The organism is Sediminihabitans luteus (assembly GCF_002797595.1).
Classification (GTDB): Bacteria; Actinomycetota; Actinomycetes; order Actinomycetales; family Cellulomonadaceae; genus Paraoerskovia; species Paraoerskovia lutea.
On record NZ_PGFE01000006.1, the window covers coordinates 130,644 to 147,982 of the forward strand.

A 17,339-nucleotide genomic window follows, 5' to 3' on the forward strand; every position below is an offset into this window, starting at 1 on the left:
GGGTCTCGGCCAGCGGCACCGCGGACGGTTGCCCGTCCCGCCGCAGCACGTCCTGCGGCGACGCGTGCGCCGCGACCTGCCGGGTCACCCCGCCGCCGTCAGCGCGTGCTCGGTGTGATCGCCGCGCTCGTCGTCGCGGTGTTCGCCGCGCGCCTGGTCCAGGTGCAGGGCATCAACGGCCCGGCCGTCGCGGCCGAGGCGCTCGAGAGCCGTCTGGGCACGGTCACCGAGCTCGCGCACCGGGGGGACATCACGGACGCGGACGGCGTCGTGCTGGCCACCTCGGTCGAGCGGTACGAGGTCTTCGCCGACCAGAAGGTCATCGCGGAGTTCGTGCCGGCCGACTGGCAGAAGGTGGACGGCAAGACGGTCGAGGGCAGGGGCGCGGTCGCGGTCGCGCGGCTGCTCGCCCCGGCGCTCGGTCGTGACCCGCTCGAGCTCGCGGCCGAGCTCGTGCCCGCGGACGGCGCGTCGTTCAACCGGCACAAGGTGCTCGCGAAGGACGTCGTGCCCGAGGTGCAGCGCGTCATCGCGGGCCTGGGGCTGTCGTCGATGATCGGCACGACGCTGACCGCCGAGCGCCTGTACCCGGCCGGTACCGTCGCCGGGAACCTCGTGGGCTACACGGGACGGGAGGACGACGGGTCGCTCGTCGGCCGCGGGGGCGCGGAGTCGATGTTCGAGTCCGACCTCGCGGGCACCGCCGGGACCTTCACGTACGAGCGCGGCCTGGGCGGGCAGCAGATCCCCACGGGCGAGGAGGAGCGCGTCGACGCCGTCCCCGGCAAGGACGTCGCGCTGACGATCCTGAACGACGTGCAGTGGAAGGCCGAGGACTCGCTCAACGACGCCGTGCGCTCGACCGGCGCGTCGTACGGCATCGCCGTGGTGATGGACGTGCGCACGGGCCAGCTCGTCGCGCTCGCCGACTCTGGTGCGGTCGACCCGAACGACCGCAGCACCTCGGCCGTCGCGAACGGCAGCCGCGCGGTCTCGAACGTGTTCGAGCCGGGCTCGACGGGCAAGGTCGTGACGATGGCCGCGCTCCTGGAGTCGGGTCTCGCGAAGGCCGACAGCGAGTTCTCGGTGCCCGACACCTACACGACGTCGAACGGCGAGACGTTCCACGACTCGCACGACCACCCGACGGAGCGCCTCACGCTCGCCGGGATCCTCGCCGCGTCGTCCAACACCGGGACGGTCATGGCGGGCCAGGAGCTGCCGAACCAGGTCCGGTACGACTACCTGCGCAAGTTCGGGTTCGGGCAGAAGACCGGCCTGGGCATGCCGGGCGAGTCGGCGGGCCTGCTCGCCGACGTCGACGACTGGGACGGGCGCACGCAGTACACCGTGCTGTTCGGGCAGGGGCTCGCGGTCAACGCGATCCAGGCGACGGACGTGTTCGCGACCATCGCGAACGGCGGGGTCCGGGTCGAGCCGTCGATCGTGCGTGGCACGACCGACGAGGACGGGACGTTCACGCCCGCGCCCGCACCGACGAGCACGCGCGTCGTGTCGGAGAAGACCGCGGAGACGGTGCTGCACATGATGGAGGGCGTCGTCGACGGCGACGGCGGCACGGGCAAGGCTGCGGCCGTCCCCGGGTACCGGGTCGCGGGCAAGACCGGCACGGCGCAGATGGCCGGTGCCGGGGGCGCGCTGAGCTCGTACATGTCGTCGTTCATCGGCGTCGCCCCGGTCGACGACCCGCGCTACGCGGTCGCGGTGTTCCTCAAGGACCCGCGCACGTCCATCTACGGCGGCGACGTCGCAGCCCCGGTCTTCGCCGACGTGATGGGCTTCACGTTGCAGCACACGGGCGTCGCGCCGAGCACCGAGGCGGCCGAACCGCTGCCGCAGGAATGGTGACGCACGGCGCGTGCCGACGCCCGTGCGGCGTCCTGCGAGCGCGTGGGCACAAGGTAGGTTTTGGCACGTGAGTTCCCCGATCGAGCGCATCCGACCGACCACGACGTCCGGGCGACCGGTCCGTGACCTGGTCGCCCAGTTCGACCTCGAGGTCCGGGCCGAGCCCGTCGACCTCGGGGCGACCGTGCGGTCGGTGTCCTCCGACAACCGTGTGGTCGACGCGGGCGACCTGTTCGTCGCACTCCCCGGCGAGCGGGTGCACGGAGCCCGGTTCGCGCCCGACGCGGTCGGGCGCGGCGCGAGCGCGGTGCTGACCGACGCCGAGGGTGCGGACCTGCTCGAGGGCCCGCTGGGGGTCCCGGTGCTCGTGTGCGACGACCCGCGCGCGGTGCTGGGGCACGTGGCCGCCTGGGTCTACGGCCGCCCGGCGAACGACCTGACGACGTTCGCGGTCACCGGCACGAACGGCAAGACCACGACGACCTACATGATCGACCACGTGCTGCGCGCGATGGGGTTCCGCGGCGGTCTCGTGGGCACGATCGAGATGCGCTCGGGCGACCGCGTGCTCCCGAGCCGCCTGACGACGCCCGAGGCGGCCGACCTGCAGGCCATGCTCGCCGCGATGCGCGAGGACGAGGTGCGCACCCTCGCGATGGAGGTGTCGTCGCACGCGCTCGCGCTGCACCGCGTCGACGGCGTGGTGTTCGACGTCGCGGGCTTCTCCAACCTGAGCCAGGACCACCTCGACTTCCACGGCGACCTGCAGAGCTACTTCGAGGCCAAGGCTCAGCTCTTCACGCCCGCGCACGCACGCCGAGGCGTCGTCGTCGTCGACGACGCGTGGGGCGAGCGGATGCTCGCGGCCGCGCAGGTCCCGGTCGCGTCGTTGCGGACGGTCCCCGGTCCTGACGGCGACGGGGCGGCCGACGGCGGCGCGGACGACGTCGACTGGTCCGTGACAGACGTCGACGCGGGCCCGACGGGCACGCGCTTCACGCTGCGGCACCGCGACGGTCGCGCCCTGCGCACCTCGACGGACCTGCCGGGAGCCTTCAACGTCGCGAACGCGGCGCTCGCGCTGACGATGGTGCTCGAGGCGGGCACGGACGTGCGCGACCTGGCCGAGGCGCTCGAGGCGGCGGACGGCGTGTCGCCGGCCGTCCCCGGACGCATGGAGCTCGTGGGCACGCGCCCGCGCACCGTGGTCGACTTCGCGCACAACCCCGACGCGCTCGAGCTCGCGCTGGGCGCGCTGCGACCGACCACCGCGGGACGCCTGGTCGTCGTGTTCGGCGCGACGGGCGAGCGTGACGTGGGCAAGCGGCCCCTCATGGGAGCGGTCGCCGTCCGCGGTGCCGACGTCGTCGTCGTGACGGACGACGACCCGCACGGCGAGGACGCCGCGGCCGTGCGCGCCGAGGTCGTCGCGGGCGCGCGCGCGGCGCGCGACGCCGACCCGGCGTCGGTGGTCGAGGTCGTCGAGGTCGCACCGCGTGCGGACGCGATCCGCCGGGCGGTCCTCGACGCCGGCGAGGACGACACCGTGCTCGTCGCCGGGCGCGGGCACGAGGTGTTCCAGGAGGTCGACGGCGTCGACCTGCCGCTGGACGACAGGGTGGAGGCGCGCGCAGCGCTGCGCCTCAGGGACGACGAGAAGGAGCACCACGCATGATCGAGCTGTCTGCGGCGCAGGTCGCCGCAGCGACCGGAGGTCGGCTCGTCGCCGGCCCGGAGGTCCGGGTGACCGGTTCGGTCGTGATCGACTCCCGCGAGGTCGTCGCCGGCGGCCTGTTCGTCGCGATCGCCGGCGAGCACGTCGACGGGCACGAGTACGCGGCCCAGGCGGTCGCCGCGGGCGCGGCGCTCGTGCTCGCCGAGCGCGAGCTCGACGTGCCGTGCGTCGTCGTCGCCGACGTCCAGGACGCCCTCGGGCGCCTCGCCGCCCACGTGCTGGCCGCGCTCCGGGCGGCGGGCGACCTGCGCGTGGTCGCCGTCACCGGCTCGGTCGGCAAGACGACCACCAAGGACCTCCTGGGCGCGCTCCTGCGCCCCGAGGGGCCGACGGTCGTGCCCGCCGGGTCGTTCAACAACGAGATCGGCCTGCCGCTCACGGTGCTGCGCGCGGACGCCGCGACGCGGTACCTCGTGCTCGAGATGGGCGCGAGCGGGATCGGTCACCTGACCTACCTGACGCAGATCGCCCCGCCCGACGTCGCGGCGGTGCTCGTGGTGGGTCACGCCCACCTCGGCGAGTTCGGCGGGATCGAGGGCGTCGCGCAGGCCAAGGGCGAGATCGTCTCGGGCCTCGTGCCCGGGGGCACCGCGGTGCTCAACGCCGACGACCTGCGCGTCGTGGCGATGCGCGACCTCACCGACGGCCCCGTCGTGACGTACGGGACGATCCCGGCCGCCGACGTGCGTGCCGAGGACGTCGCGACCGGCCGCGAGGGCCACGCGTCGATGACGCTGCGCCTGCGTGAGGCCGACGGCACCGAGCGGCGCGCGCCGCTCACGCTGGGCCTCGTGGGCGAGCACCACGTGACGAACGCGCTCGCGGCGGCGTCGGTCGCGCTCCAGGTGGGCGTGAGCTTCGAGGACGTCGTGGCGCGGCTCGACGGCGTCGGCGCGGCCAGCCCGCACCGCATGCACGTGGTCGAGCGCCCCGACGGCGTGACCGTGATCGACGACTCCTACAACGCGAACCCGGACTCGATGCGCGCCGCGCTGCGCTCGCTCGCCGTGATGGCGGGCCGGGACCGGCGCTCGGTCGCGGTCCTGGGCGAGATGCGCGAGCTCGGTGACGACTCGCGCGTCGAGCACGACGCGCTCGGTCGGCTCGCCGTCCGGCTCAACGTCAAGCTGCTCGTCGTCGTCGGCGAGGGCGCCTACCACGTGCACGAGGGCGCCCAGCAGGAGGGCTCCTGGGGTGACGAGGTCGTCTTCGTGCCCGACGTCGAGACCGCCTCCGCGCTCCTGCGCGACGAGCTGCGCGCGGGCGACGTCGTCCTGGTCAAGGCCTCGAACGGCTCGGGCCTGTGGCGGCTCGGCGACGAGCTCGTCGGGGCGGGGGCCGGCGCATGATCGCGATCCTCGTCGCCGCGGCCGTGGGCCTGCTCGTCGCGCTGCTCGGCACGCCCCTGTTCATCCGGTTCCTCGTGCACCGCAACTACGGACAGTTCGTCCGCCAGGACGGACCGACCGCGCACTTCACCAAGCGCGGAACGCCCACCATGGGCGGCGTCGTCATCATCGGCGCGACCCTCGTCGGGTGGATCGCCTCGGCGATCGTGACGCAGCGCGTGCCGAGCGTGAGCGCGGTGCTGGTGCTGTTCCTCATGACGGGTCTCGGCGTGGTCGGGTTCCTCGACGACTTCACCAAGATCCGCAAGCAGCGCAGCCTCGGGCTGTCGGCCCGCGGCAAGATCATCGGCCAGGGCGTCGTGGGCATCACGTTCGCGGTGCTCGCGCTGCAGTTCCCGAACGAGAACTTCCGTACACCCGCCTCGACGCGCATCTCGTTCCTGCGCGACACCAACCTCGACCTGGCCTTCGCGGGCGCGACCATAGGGCTCGTGCTGTTCGTGGTGTGGGCGAACTTCCTCATCACGGCGTGGTCCAACGCGGTCAACCTGACCGACGGCCTCGACGGGCTCGCGACGGGCGTCTCGCTCATGGTCTTCGGCGGCTACGTGCTCATCAACCTGTGGCAGCTCAACCAGTGGTGCCAGCGCCTGAGCAGCGCGGGACCGCGCTGCTACGAGGTGCGCGACCCGCAGGACCTCGCGATCGTGGCCGCGGCCATCGCGGGCGCGTGCGTCGGGTTCCTCTGGTGGAACGCGAGCCCCGCGAAGATCTTCATGGGCGACACGGGGTCGCTCGCGCTCGGCGGCGCGCTCGCCGGCATCTCGATCCTGTCGCGCACCGAGATACTCGCCGCGATCGTCGGCGGCCTGTTCGTGATCATCGTGATGTCCGACGTCATCCAGATCGGGTTCTTCAAGATGACGGGCCGGCGCGTGTTCAAGATGGCGCCGCTGCACCACCACTTCGAGCTCTCGGGCTGGGGCGAGGTCACGATCGTGATCCGCTTCTGGCTCATCGCGGGCATGTTCGCGGCGGTCGGCACGGGGCTGTTCTACGCCGAGTGGGTGGTCGGCTAGTGGCGGACGCCGCGGGCGACGTCCGTCTCGACACGGCCCGCGTGGTCGTGGCCGGGTACGGCGTCTCGGGACGGGCCGCGGCCGCCGCGCTGCGACCGCGCGTCGCGTCGCTCGTGACCGTCGACCGGTCGGCGCCCGACGCGGACGTCGCCGACACCGCCGACGTCGACCTGGGGGCGGTCGACCTCGTCGTGGCGAGCCCCGGCTGGCCGCCCACGAGCCCGCTGCTCGCGGAGGCCGTGGCGCGCGGGGTGCCCGTGTGGAGCGAGGTCGAGCTCGCGTGGCGGCTGCGCGTCGACCGTGCCGCGGGCGGCGGGCCGGCACCCTGGGTCGCGGTCACGGGGACGAACGGCAAGACCACGACGGTCGAGATGCTCGCCGCGATCCTGGCGGCCGACGGTCGTCGGGTGCTCGCGGTCGGCAACGTCGGCACGCCCGTGGTCGAGGCGGCGCTCGACCCGGGCCTCGACGTGCTCGCCGTCGAGCTCTCGAGCTTCCAGCTGCACTTCACGCACACCGTCTCGCTCGTCGCGGGCGCCGTGCTCAACGTCGCCGCGGACCACCTCGACTGGCACGGGTCGATGGACGCGTACGCCGCGGCCAAGGGCAGGATCTTCGAGCGCGCGCAGGTCGCGTGCGTCTACCCGGCCCACGACGAACGCATCGAGGCGCTCGTCGCCGCGGCCGACGTCGTCGAGGGCGCTCGGGCGGTCCCGTTCTCGCTCGGCGTGCCGGGTCGCGGCGGGCTTGGCGTGGTCGAGGACGTGCTCGTCGACCGCGCCTTCCACGCCGCGCAGGACGACCGTGACCGGCACGCCTCGGCCGCGGAGCTCGCGACCCTGGGCGACCTCGCGCACCTCGCCGGCCCGGACGGGCACGTCCCCGCGCACGTGCTCGCCGACGCCCTCGCGGCGGCGGCCCTCGCGCGTGCGGCGGGCGTGTCCGCGGTCGCGGTGCGGGACGGGTTGCGCGCGTTCCGCACGGGGGCGCACCGGATCGAGCACGTCGCGACGCTCGACGGCGTGACGTACGTCGACGACTCCAAGGCGACCAACCCGCACGCCGCCGCCGCCTCGCTGGGTGCCTTCGGGACGGGCACGGTCGTGTGGCTCGCCGGCGGGCTCGCCAAGGGCGCGACGTACGACGACCTCGTGCGCGCCCGCGGCGGTGCGCTGCGCGCGGCCGTCGTGATCGGCGTCGACGAGACGCCCGTCACGGGGGCGCTCGCGCGACACGCGCCCGAGGTCCGCGTCGTGCGGGTCGACCCCGGTGACACTGGGACCGTGATGCGGCGCGCGGTGGCGGCGGCCCGGGACCTGGCACGGCCGGGCGACACGGTCCTCCTGGCACCCGCGAGCGCGTCGATGGACCAGTTCCGCTCGTACGCCGAGCGCGGTGAGTCGTTCGTGCGCGAGGTGCGCGCCCTCGGCGCCGGGCAGGACGGCGGGCACGACGCTCGGAGGTGAACGCGTGGCCCAGGTGACCGAGGCACGGGGCTCGAGGGCCCCCGCCCGCCGGCGCGGCTGGCTCGGCGACTGGAACAGCGCGGTCACGAGCTACTACCTCCTCGTGGGGGCGACCACGATCCTCGTGATCCTGGGCCTCGTCATGGTGCTCTCGGCGTCGTCGGTCGACTCGATCCACGACAGCGGCAACGCGTACAAGAAGTTCCTCCCGCAGCTCGTCTACGCGATCGCGGGGCTCGTCGTCGTCATCGTCGCGAGCCGGCTCCCCGTGTCGTTCTACCGTCGGGCCGCGTGGCCCGTGTTCGTCGGGTCGCTCCTGCTGGCGTGCCTGGTGTTCCTGCCCGGCTTCGGCCTCGACGCGGAGGGCGGCAACCGCGCCTGGATCAAGCTCGGCCCGGTCCGCGGCCAGCCGTCGGAGTTCGTCAAGCTCGGGCTCGCGCTCTGGCTCGGCCTCGTGCTGGGTCGCAAGCAGCGGTTGCTCGGCCAGCTCCGGCACGTGCTCGTGCCGGGCGTGATCGGCGTCGGCCTCGCTGTCGGGCTCGTCCTGGCGGGCAAGGACCTCGGCACGGCCCTCGTGCTGCTGCTGATCGTCGCGGGCGCCTACTGGGTTGCGGGCACGGACTGGCGGATCTTCGCCGTCGCGGGGGCGGGTGCCGTGGCCGTCGTGGCCGTCGCCGTGCTCGGCCAGGCGAGCGGCGACCGCGTGGGCCGCATCCGCGACACCTACGGGCCCTGCGTCGACACGCTGAACGACTGCTACCAGTCGCTGCACGGCATGTACGGCCTGGCGACGGGCGGGTGGACGGGTGTCGGGCTCGGGGCGAGCCGCGAGAAGTGGCGCTACCTGCCGGCCGCGGACAACGACTACATCTTCTCGGTGACCGGCGAGGAGCTGGGGCTGCTCGGCACGCTCGTCGTGCTCGGGCTCTACACCGTGCTCGGTGTCGCGATGCTGCGGATCGTGCGCAACCACCTCGACCCGTTCGTCCAGATCGCGACCGCGGGGATCGCGTGCTGGATCGTCGGGCAGGCGTTCATCAACATCGGTGTCGTGATCGGGCTGCTCCCCGTGATCGGCGTCCCGCTGCCGCTCATGTCGTCGGGAGGGTCGGCGCTCGTGGCCGCCATGGCCGCGCTCGGCGTCGTGATCTCGTTCGCACGCTCCGAGCCGGGAGCCGCCGAGGCGCTCGCCGCGCGCCCCAGCGTCGCCCGCCGGTCGTTCTCGGTCATGTCGGGTGCCGTGAGGCGGGTACCGTTGCGGCGCAGCCGCAGGTCACGGGCGTGACCTCGGCATGACGCACACCACCGAGTTCGAGGAGCGCAGGAGAGTCGTGGGAAGCACATCAGGGTCGGACGCGCAGGCACGGTCGGCCGAGGGGACGCCGACGCCGGCGGCCGCACGGGTCGGCTCGGTCGTCCTCGCGGGCGGCGGGACCGCGGGCCACGTCAACCCACTGCTCGCCGTCGCGGACGAGCTGCGCGCGCGTGACGCCGGGGTCGTGGTGACGGTGCTGGGCACCGCGCAGGGCCTCGAGGCGGACCTCGTCCCCCGCCGCGGCTACCCGCTCGTGACGCTGCCGCGGGTGCCGATGCCGCGACGTCCGAGCCTCGACTGGTTCCGTCTGCCCGGCCGCTTCGCGGCCGCGGTGCGCGCGGCGGGCGCCGCGATCGACGAGTCCGGGGCCCGCGCGGTCGTCGGCTTCGGGGGGTACGTCTCGACCCCGGCCTATGTCGCGGCACGACGTCGGCGGGTGCCGATCGTGGTCCACGAGGGCAACGCACGTCCCGGCCTCGCGAACCGGGTGGGCGCCCGGTGGGCGTCGTCGGTCGCGCTGACGTTCCCCGGCACGGGGCTGCGCGACGGCGTCGTGACCGGGCTGCCGCTGCGCCACGAGGTCGCGTCGCTCGTCGCGGCACGGGCCTCGGACGCCGCGGGCGAGCGGGTACGTGCCGCCGAGGCCCTGGGGCTCGACCCCGCGCTCCCGACATTGCTCGTCACGGGCGGGTCGCTCGGGGCGCTCAGCCTCAACACCGCCGTCTCGGGCGCGGCGGGCGCCCTCGTCGACGCGGGCGTCCAGGTGCTGCACCTGACCGGCCGGGGCAAGGACGCCGCGGTGCGCGAGGCCGTCGACGCGGCGCTCGCGCAGCGCCCGGCGGCGGCGTCCCGGTACGCGGTGCGCGAGTACCTCGCCGAGATGCACCTCGCCTACGCGGTCGCCGACCTCGTGGTCTGCCGCTCGGGCGCGGGCTCGGTGTGCGAGCTCGCCGCGCTCGGCATCCCCGGGGTCTACGTCCCGCTGCCGATCGGCAACGGCGAGCAGCGCCTCAACGCGACGCCGCTCGTGGAGGCCGGCGGCGGGATCCTGGTGGACGACGCCGAGCTGACCACGGCCTGGGTCGAGCGCGAGATCGTTGCGCTGCTGGCCGACGCGTCCCGGCTCGGCGAGATGTCGCGCGCCGCCACGGCGGCGGGCATCCGGGACGGCGCCGCGCGGGTCGCGGACCTCGTGGCGCGGGCGGTCGTGCGATGACGACCGAGCACGTGGCGACCGGGCGGCGGGATCCGCGCGAGCTCGGGACGGTCCACCTCGTGGGCGTCGGGGGCGCCGGCATGTCGGTCGTCGCACGGCTGCTCGCCGCGCGCGGCGTCGACGTGCAGGGCTCGGACGCGCGACGGTCGCCCACGCTCGACGACCTGGCGTCCGCGGGCGTGCGTACCTGGGTGGGGCACGACGCGGCGCACGTGGCCGGCGCGGACGTCCTCGTGGTCTCGAGCGCGGTGCGCGCCGACAACCCCGAGCTGGTCGCCGCGCGTGCCGCGGGCCTGCGGGTGCTGCACCGTTCCGAGGCCCTCGCCTGGCTCATGGAGGGCGTGCGCGCGGTCGCGGTCGCCGGGGCCCACGGCAAGACCACGACGTCGGCGATGATCGCGACCCTGCTCGGCGCGCTGGGGATGGACCCCTCGTTCGCGGTGGGCGGCACGGTCATGACCCCGGAGGGGCCCGTCGCCGGAGGGCGCCTCGGCGCCGGGGACGTCCTCGTCGCGGAGGCGGACGAGTCGGACGGCTCGTTCCTCAACTACGCGCCGACCGTCGCGGTCGTGACCAACGTCGAGCCCGACCACCTCGACCACTACGGGTCGCGCGCCGCGTTCGAGCAGGCGTTCGTCGACTTCGCGGCCCGCATCCGTCCCGGCGGCACGCTCGTCGCGTGCTGGGACGACCCCGGGTCGCGCGCGCTCGCGCTCGCGCACCGCGCGGCCGGCGGCACCGTCCTGACCTACGGCACGCAGGTGGACGACGCGGGCCCGGGCCTCGTGGTGTCGGACGTCGAGGCCGCGGGCGGCGCCATGCGTGCGGTCCTCACGGGCGACGACGGGACGCGCGTCCCGCTTGAGGTCGCGGCCCCGGGAGCCCACAACGTGCTCAACGCGACCGCGGCGGTCGGAGCGGCGACGGCGCTCGGGGTCGACCTCGCGGACGCCGCGCGCGCGGTCACGGCGTTCCGGGGGACCGGACGCCGGTTCGAGCTCCGGGGCGACGCCGCGGGCGTGCGCGTCGTCGACGACTACGCGCACCACCCGACCGAGGTCGCGGCCCTGCTCGCGGGCGCCCGCGAGGTCGCGGCCGGCGGTCGCGTCGTCGTGCTCTTCCAGCCGCACCTGTACTCGCGCACGCGGATCTTCGCGCAGGAGTTCGCGACGGCGCTCGGTCTCGCGGACCAGGTCGTGGTCGCCGGGATCTACGGGGCGCGCGAGGAGCCGGATGGCGTGACGGACGCGTCGACGATCGTGCAGCACATGGACCCCGCACGGGCGGTCGCCGTCGAGGAGCGCCGCGCCGCGACCGAGCGCGCGGTCGCCGCCTGCGCCCCGGGGGACCTCCTGCTGACCGTGGGTGCGGGCGACGTGACCGAGCTGGGTGCGTTCGCGCTCGACCTGCTGACGGCGCGCGAGGCCGGCTGATGCGCCCGCCCGCGCGTCCGCGCCCCCCGGCCCGCCCCCCGACGGGGAAGGGGTCGGGTGGCGTCGGCGCGTCGGGCGCGCGGTCGGAGGATCCACGCAAGGATCCTGCACGCAAGGACGCTGCACCCAAGGATCCTGCACGGACGAAGCGCGGCCGCGCGGACGCCGAGGGGACGCAGGGCGCTTCTCCCTCGACGCCCCGACGGCGCCCGGCGCCTGCGGCGCCCGCCGGTGGACGGCGGACGGCCCCGACGCGCGCGGAGACCGGGCCCGTCACGACCCCGGTGGGCACGGCGGTGGGCACGGCGGTGGGCACGACGACGGGCACGGTGGACCTCGCAGCCGCGCGGGCGCGCCGGGAGTCGGTGACCGAGGGTGCGGGCGGGCGGCAGGGCGCGGCGACCGCCGAGCGTCCGGTCGTCTCGCACGGCGTGCAGGAGCGGCTCGCCGAGAAGCGCGCCATGCGCCGTCGGCGGGCGTGGACGCGTGCCCTGGTGTGGATCGTGTCGCTCGCGGCGCTGGGCGGCCTCGTGTGGGTCGCGTTCTTCTCCGACGTCCTGGCGCTCGACCCCGACCAGGTCGAGGTCGTCGGGGTGGGGGAGTACGTCGACGCCGAGCAGGTCGACGCCGTCGTGTCGTCGGCCGCGGGGGTGCCTCTGCCGCGGGTCGCGACGGGCGACCTGCGCGAGCAGGTGCTCGCGCTTCGGGGGGTCGGCGACGTCGAGGTGTCGCGCGAGTGGCCGCGCGGGCTGCGGGTCGAGGTGACGCCGCGCACGCCCGCGGCCGCGGTGCCGGACGACGGCGGGTTCGCCCTCCTGGACGCGGACGGCGTCGAGGTCGCGAGCGTGAAGCGCGCACCGGCGGGCCTCCCGCAGATCGACCTGCCGCTCGCGGAGGTGCGCGAGGAGTCGTCGGGGGGTGGTCGTCGCACGCTCAACTCCGCGCTCGTCGTCCTCAACGCGATGCCCGAGGCACTGCGCGAGCGCGTGCGGCACGTGGGCGCGGAGACGCAGGACGACGTCATGGTGACGCTCGACGACGGGACGGTCGTGGAGTGGGGCGGCGCGGACGACGTCGCGCTCAAGGTCCGGGTGCTCGAGCTCCTGATGGCGGCGCCCGAGAGCGCGGGCGCGGCGACGTACGACGTCTCGGCGCCCCGGATGCCGATCACCCGGGGCACGCTCGCGCCGTCCGACGGCTGACGACGTCGGGGCGTTCTCAGGACGCGTGGCGCGACACGCGGGCGGGGTCGTTGATCGTTCGGATCGCGGCACCTACCGTCGAACCCGACAGAACCTGACATAACTATAACCCTCTAGTTGAGGGTGAAGGTTCAGCAGGTCGACGAGATCGAGAGGCATCGACGTGGCAACTCCGCAGAACTACCTGGCAGTCATCAAGGTGGTCGGTATCGGCGGTGGCGGCGTGAACGCCGTGAACCGCATGATCGAGGTCGGCCTCAAGGGCGTCGAGTTCATCGCGATCAACACCGACGCCCAGGCCCTGCTGATGTCGGACGCCGACGTCAAGCTCGACGTCGGGCGCGAGCTCACGCGCGGGCTCGGCGCCGGCGCGGACCCGGAGGTGGGCAAGAAGGCCGCCGAGGACCACCAGGAGGAGATCGAGGACGTCCTGCGGGGCGCCGACATGGTCTTCGTCACCGCGGGCGAGGGCGGCGGCACCGGGACGGGTGGCGCACCCGTCGTCGCACGGATCGCCCGCTCGCTCGGCGCGCTCACCGTCGGCGTCGTGACGCGTCCCTTCACGTTCGAGGGACGTCGCCGCTCCAACCAGGCCGACCAGGGCATCGAGGCGCTCCGCAACGAGGTCGACACGCTCATCGTCATCCCGAACGACCGCCTGCTGTCGATGTCGGACCAGTCGGTCTCGGCGCTCGACGCGTTCCACTCGGCCGACCAGGTCCTGCTCTCCGGCGTCCAGGGCATCACCGACCTCATCACGACGCCGGGTCTGATCAACCTCGACTTCGCGGACGTCAAGTCCGTCATGCAGGGTGCGGGCTCGGCGCTCATGGGCATCGGCTCGGCCCGGGGTGACGACCGGTCGGTGCAGGCCGCCGAGGGCGCGATCTCCTCGCCGCTGCTCGAGGCCAGCATCGACGGCGCGCACGGCGTGCTCCTGTCGATCCAGGGCGGCTCCGACCTCGGCCTGTTCGAGATCAACGAGGCCGCACGGCTCGTGCACGAGGCCGCGCACCCCGAGGCGAACATCATCTTCGGCGCCGTCATCGACGACGCCCTGGGCGACGAGGTCCGCGTGACCGTCATCGCCGCGGGCTTCGACGGCGGTACGCCGCAGGTCCGCAAGGACGGCCGTGCGCTGGGTCAGGTCGCCGCCCCGAAGACGACGTCGATCCCGGCCGTGCCGACGACGACGGGCGCGCACGCGCTGCCGCGCACGCTCACGCCCATCGCGTCGGACGCGGACGACGTGCCCGCCTCGCTCAACCCGACGCAGCCGCGCCCGGTCCCGGCCCTCGCGGTCGCCGAGACGAACGAGGCCCCGGCGCCCGCGCCCGCCGTCGAGGTGCCCCGGATCTTCGGCGAGGAGCCGAGCAACCGGTACGAGGACCTCGACGTCCCCGACTTCCTCAAATAGGCGGCGTGGGCGCACCGTCGGGGCGCGCTGTCGTGATCGACGTCGACCTCGGTGTCGGCGTGCGCGCCGGTTTCAGCACGCGTGACGGCGGGGTGTCGCGCGCGCCGTGGGACTCGCTCGACCTGGGCCTCGGCACGGGGGACGATCCCGAGGACGTCGCGCGCAATCGTGAGCGGGCGTCCTCGTGGGTCGGTGCCGAGGTCCGGTTCGCGCGCCAGGTGCACGGCACCCGGGTCGAGCTCGTCGGGCAGCGCGACGGCGCTTCGCCTGGGGCGGTGCCTGCCGCCGACCCGGCCGCGGGCGCGGAGCCCGAGTGCGACGCGATGGTCGCGGGGGCGGGTGTCGGGCTGGGCGTGCTCGTCGCGGACTGCGTGCCCGTGCTCCTCGCGGACCCGGTCGCGGGCGTCGTCGGCGTCGCGCACGCCGGGCGTCGCGGTCTCACGGACGGGGTGGTCGCGCGGGTCGTCGAGACGCTCGCGGCGCAGGGCGCGAGCCCGGCGCGGCTACGTGCCGCGGTGGGTCCCTGCGTGTGCGAGAGGTGCTACGAGGTGCCGGCCGCGTTGCGCGACGAGGTCGCCGCGGTGCTGCCCGCGACCCGCGCGACGACCGCCTGGGGCACGCCCTCTCTCGACCTGCGGGCCGGGGTCGAGGCCGAGCTCCGGGCCGCCGGTGTCGTGTCGGTCACGCACGTGCGTGCGTGCACGAGGACCGACGAGCGGTTCTTCTCACACCGCAGGGCGACCGAGCAGGGTGCGACCACGGGCCGGTTCGCCGGGCTGGTCGCGATCCCCGGCCCGCGACCCGCGGGCTGACGGCGCCCCGTCCGGACCCGCCTGCCCGTGCCCCTCCGGCCGGGGCCACGTGCCCGGGGCCTTCGTCGCGCGTCCGGCGCGCCGGGCGTGTCGTGCCCGGGATCGCGCAGGGCCCTGGGTTAGCGTCGACGCATCGGGACGTTCGGTTCGTGACCAGATCACGGCTCGTGACCAGGATGGAGTCAGGCGATGGCAGGTTCGATGCGCAAGGCCATGTTGTACCTGGGTCTCGCTGATGACCAGGGCGAGAACCGCGACGACGAGTACGTCGACGACTACGACGAGACGGAGACGGACGTGTCCCACGACTTCCCCGCGGAGGTGACGCCGTTGCACCGCGCGGTGACGACGCAGGAGCGGACCGCCCACGGGCTCGGTGCCGACCTGCGACGGATCACGACCGTGCACCCGCGGTCCTACAACGACGCGCGCATCATCGGCGAGGCGTTCCGGGGCGGGACGCCCGTGATCATGAACCTCTCGGACATGGACGACGCCGACGCGAAGCGGCTCGTCGACTTCTCCGCGGGCCTCATCTTCGGTCTGCACGGCGCGCTCGAGCGGGTCACCAACAAGGTGTTCCTGCTCTCGCCCGAGCACGTCGAGGTCACGGGCGAGGAGAAGGCCGCACCGCCGAAGGGCCAGGGTGCGTTCTACAACCAGAGCTGACGGCCGCACGCACCTGCACGCGCTCCCGATCTGGCAGAGTTGACCCGTGACCCTCTTCTTCCAGCTCGTGGGCGTGCTGCTCTGGGCCTACTGGATCGTCCTGCTCGGCCGGCTCGTGCTCGACCTGGTGCAGCAGTTCGCGCGCCAGTGGCGACCGACCGGCGTGATGCTCGTCCTCGCCGAGCTCCTGTACACCGTGACCGACCCGCCGCTGCGCGCGATCCGCAAGATCGTCCCGCCGCTGCGGATCGGCGGGGTGGCGATCGACCTCGCGTTCCTGATCCTGTTCATCGTCGTCTCGTTCGGGTCGAACATCGCGCTGAACATCGCACGGTGAACGGACCTGGCCCCGGACCGCGGTGTGCGCCCCGCCACGTCGCCCCGGAGTGACGCAGGCCCCATCGGACGTCGTCCCGACGCCCCCACGACGAATCTCCGCTAGTTTGGTCCGTGGTGATCGCCAGATCTTCCTGACCGACAGCGCAACCGCATTGAGGTGACACGATGGCACTGCTGACTGCCGAAGACATCCTGAAGAAGAAGTTCTCCGCGACGAAGTTCCGCGAGGGGTACGACATCGAGGAGGTCGACGACTTCCTGGACGAGGTCGGCCTGACCATCACGGCGGTGCAGGAGGAGAACGACGACCTCAAGTCGAAGCTCGCCGCTGCCGAGCGTCGTGTCGCCGAGCTGAGCCGGGCCGGTGCGGCCGCCGACTCGCCGGTCGAGAAGCCAGAGCCGAAGGCCGTCGAGCCCGCGCCGTCGATGACGCAGGCGATGAGCCAGTCGAGCCCGGCCGAGCCGGCGTCCGCGACGGGCATGCTCCAGATGGCCCAGAAGCTGCACGACGACTACGTGCGCTCGGGCCAGGAGGAGAGCGACCGCCTCATCAACGAGGCCAAGGAGGAGGGCTCGCGCATCGTCTCCGAGGCCGAGGAGACCTCGCACCGCACGCTGTCGCAGCTCGAGCAGGAGCGTTCGCTCCTCGAGCGCAAGATCGACGAGCTGCGGCTGTTCGAGCGCGACTACCGCACGCGTCTCAAGAGCTACCTGCAGAACCTGCTGGGCGACCTCGACAACCGGGGCAGCGCGCTCCCGCCGCGCGGCAACGTGTCGGCCGGCAGCCGGTCCGGGGACCTTCCTCCCGGCATCTGATCCTTCGCCCTCGCGGCAGCGCGTCACCACTCGACGGCCGGTGCGCGCGACACACCACGGCGTGGTGTGTTGTGCGCACCGGCCGTCGCGTCTACTCTCGCGTCACTCGGACCAGGAGGCTCCATGACCAAGCTCAGCACCGCGGCCCGCTCGGCCGTCAAGCAGCAGTTTCCGAACCTCGCACGTGACGTCAAGAAGTTCCCGGTGCGTGACGGGGAGGAGCCGTGGACGGTGCGCGAGGTCGAGGAGCTCGCGTCCGAGCTGCTCGAGGACCGCTCACGGCTCGAGTCCGAGCTTGCCGACGCGGACGCCGAGCTGACCGACCTCCTGCGCCACTCGGGCGAGGGCTCGGGCGACGACCAGGCCGACTCGGGGGCGAGCGCGCTCGAGCGCGAGCAGAACCTCACGTTCGTCAACAACGTGCGGGACCTGCTCGAGCAGACGAACCGCGCGCTCGAGCGCATCCGCACCGGCACCTACGCGACGTGCGAGGCCACGGGCCTGCCCATCGGCAAGGCGCGCCTGCAGGCGTACCCGCGCGCGATCCTCTCGGTCGAGGCGAAGCAGCGCGAGGAGCGTCGCTGACGTCGCCGTGCGGCCCCCGGCCGGGGTGCCGATCCTA

At 73.9% G+C, this 17,339-nt stretch carries 15 protein-coding genes; all 15 read left to right on the forward strand.

Going from position 1 to position 17,339, the window contains the following annotated elements; all coding sequences use genetic code 11:
- Positions 1–105: 105 nt before the first annotated feature.
- The 15 genes from CLV28_RS14375 (at position 106) to CLV28_RS14445 (ending at position 17,302) form a co-directional block, all read left to right on the forward strand.
- Positions 106–1,869: a peptidoglycan D,D-transpeptidase FtsI family protein gene (locus tag CLV28_RS14375; RefSeq protein ID WP_239073252.1), complete on the forward strand. Its 1,764-nt coding sequence runs from the start codon at positions 106–108 to the stop codon at positions 1,867–1,869.
- A gap of 67 nt (positions 1,870–1,936) precedes the next feature.
- Positions 1,937–3,544, forward strand: coding sequence for a UDP-N-acetylmuramoyl-L-alanyl-D-glutamate--2,6-diaminopimelate ligase (locus tag CLV28_RS14380; protein ID WP_100424020.1), 1,608 nt, complete (start codon positions 1,937–1,939; stop codon positions 3,542–3,544).
- A complete protein-coding gene (locus CLV28_RS14385) occupies positions 3,541–4,953 on the forward strand; it encodes a UDP-N-acetylmuramoyl-tripeptide--D-alanyl-D-alanine ligase (RefSeq protein WP_100424021.1) in 1,413 nt (470 codons plus the stop codon). Before CLV28_RS14380 ends, CLV28_RS14385 begins: the two co-directional genes overlap by 4 nt.
- Entirely contained in the window at positions 4,950–6,032 is a 1,083-nt protein-coding gene (gene mraY, locus CLV28_RS14390; RefSeq protein WP_100424022.1) for a phospho-N-acetylmuramoyl-pentapeptide-transferase, read from the forward strand. The genes CLV28_RS14385 and mraY overlap by 4 nt, the downstream gene beginning before the upstream one ends.
- Positions 6,032–7,498 carry a UDP-N-acetylmuramoyl-L-alanine--D-glutamate ligase gene (gene murD / locus CLV28_RS14395; protein ID WP_170062684.1) on the forward strand — a complete coding sequence of 489 codons (1,467 nt, stop codon included), beginning with the start codon at positions 6,032–6,034 and terminating at the stop codon, positions 7,496–7,498. The genes mraY and murD overlap by 1 nt, the downstream gene beginning before the upstream one ends.
- Before the next feature lie 4 nt (positions 7,499–7,502).
- Positions 7,503–8,783, forward strand: coding sequence for a putative lipid II flippase FtsW (ftsW, locus tag CLV28_RS14400; protein ID WP_239073253.1), 1,281 nt, complete (start codon positions 7,503–7,505; stop codon positions 8,781–8,783).
- 7 nt (positions 8,784–8,790) lie between these two features.
- On the forward strand, positions 8,791–10,029 hold the full coding sequence (gene murG, locus CLV28_RS14405) for an undecaprenyldiphospho-muramoylpentapeptide beta-N-acetylglucosaminyltransferase (RefSeq protein ID WP_100424024.1): 1,239 nt from the start codon (positions 8,791–8,793) through the stop codon (positions 10,027–10,029).
- Positions 10,026–11,462, forward strand: coding sequence for a UDP-N-acetylmuramate--L-alanine ligase (gene murC / locus CLV28_RS14410; protein ID WP_100424025.1), 1,437 nt, complete (start codon positions 10,026–10,028; stop codon positions 11,460–11,462). Before murG ends, murC begins: the two co-directional genes overlap by 4 nt.
- 329 nt (positions 11,463–11,791) lie before the next feature.
- On the forward strand, positions 11,792–12,664 hold the full coding sequence (locus tag CLV28_RS14415) for a cell division protein FtsQ/DivIB (RefSeq protein ID WP_157802663.1): 873 nt from the start codon (positions 11,792–11,794) through the stop codon (positions 12,662–12,664).
- Between the two features lie 163 nt (positions 12,665–12,827).
- On the forward strand, positions 12,828–14,081 hold the full coding sequence (ftsZ, locus tag CLV28_RS14420) for a cell division protein FtsZ (protein ID WP_100424027.1): 1,254 nt from the start codon (positions 12,828–12,830) through the stop codon (positions 14,079–14,081).
- A gap of 5 nt (positions 14,082–14,086) precedes the next feature.
- Positions 14,087–14,893 (forward strand): peptidoglycan editing factor PgeF, encoded by an 807-nt coding sequence (pgeF, locus tag CLV28_RS14425; protein WP_239073254.1) that lies wholly within the window; start codon positions 14,087–14,089, stop codon positions 14,891–14,893.
- A gap of 189 nt (positions 14,894–15,082) precedes the next feature.
- Complete coding sequence (locus CLV28_RS14430; RefSeq protein ID WP_100424028.1) at positions 15,083–15,562, forward strand: cell division protein SepF; 480 nt, start codon at positions 15,083–15,085, stop codon at positions 15,560–15,562.
- 46 nt (positions 15,563–15,608) lie between these two features.
- Entirely contained in the window at positions 15,609–15,899 is a 291-nt protein-coding gene (locus CLV28_RS14435) for a YggT family protein (protein WP_100424029.1), read from the forward strand.
- A 167-nt stretch (positions 15,900–16,066) separates the two neighbouring features.
- A complete protein-coding gene (locus CLV28_RS14440) occupies positions 16,067–16,717 on the forward strand; it encodes a DivIVA domain-containing protein (RefSeq protein ID WP_100424030.1) in 651 nt (216 codons plus the stop codon).
- A gap of 123 nt (positions 16,718–16,840) precedes the next feature.
- On the forward strand, positions 16,841–17,302 hold the full coding sequence (locus tag CLV28_RS14445) for a TraR/DksA family transcriptional regulator (RefSeq protein WP_100424031.1): 462 nt from the start codon (positions 16,841–16,843) through the stop codon (positions 17,300–17,302).
- Positions 17,303–17,339 lie beyond the last annotated feature (37 nt).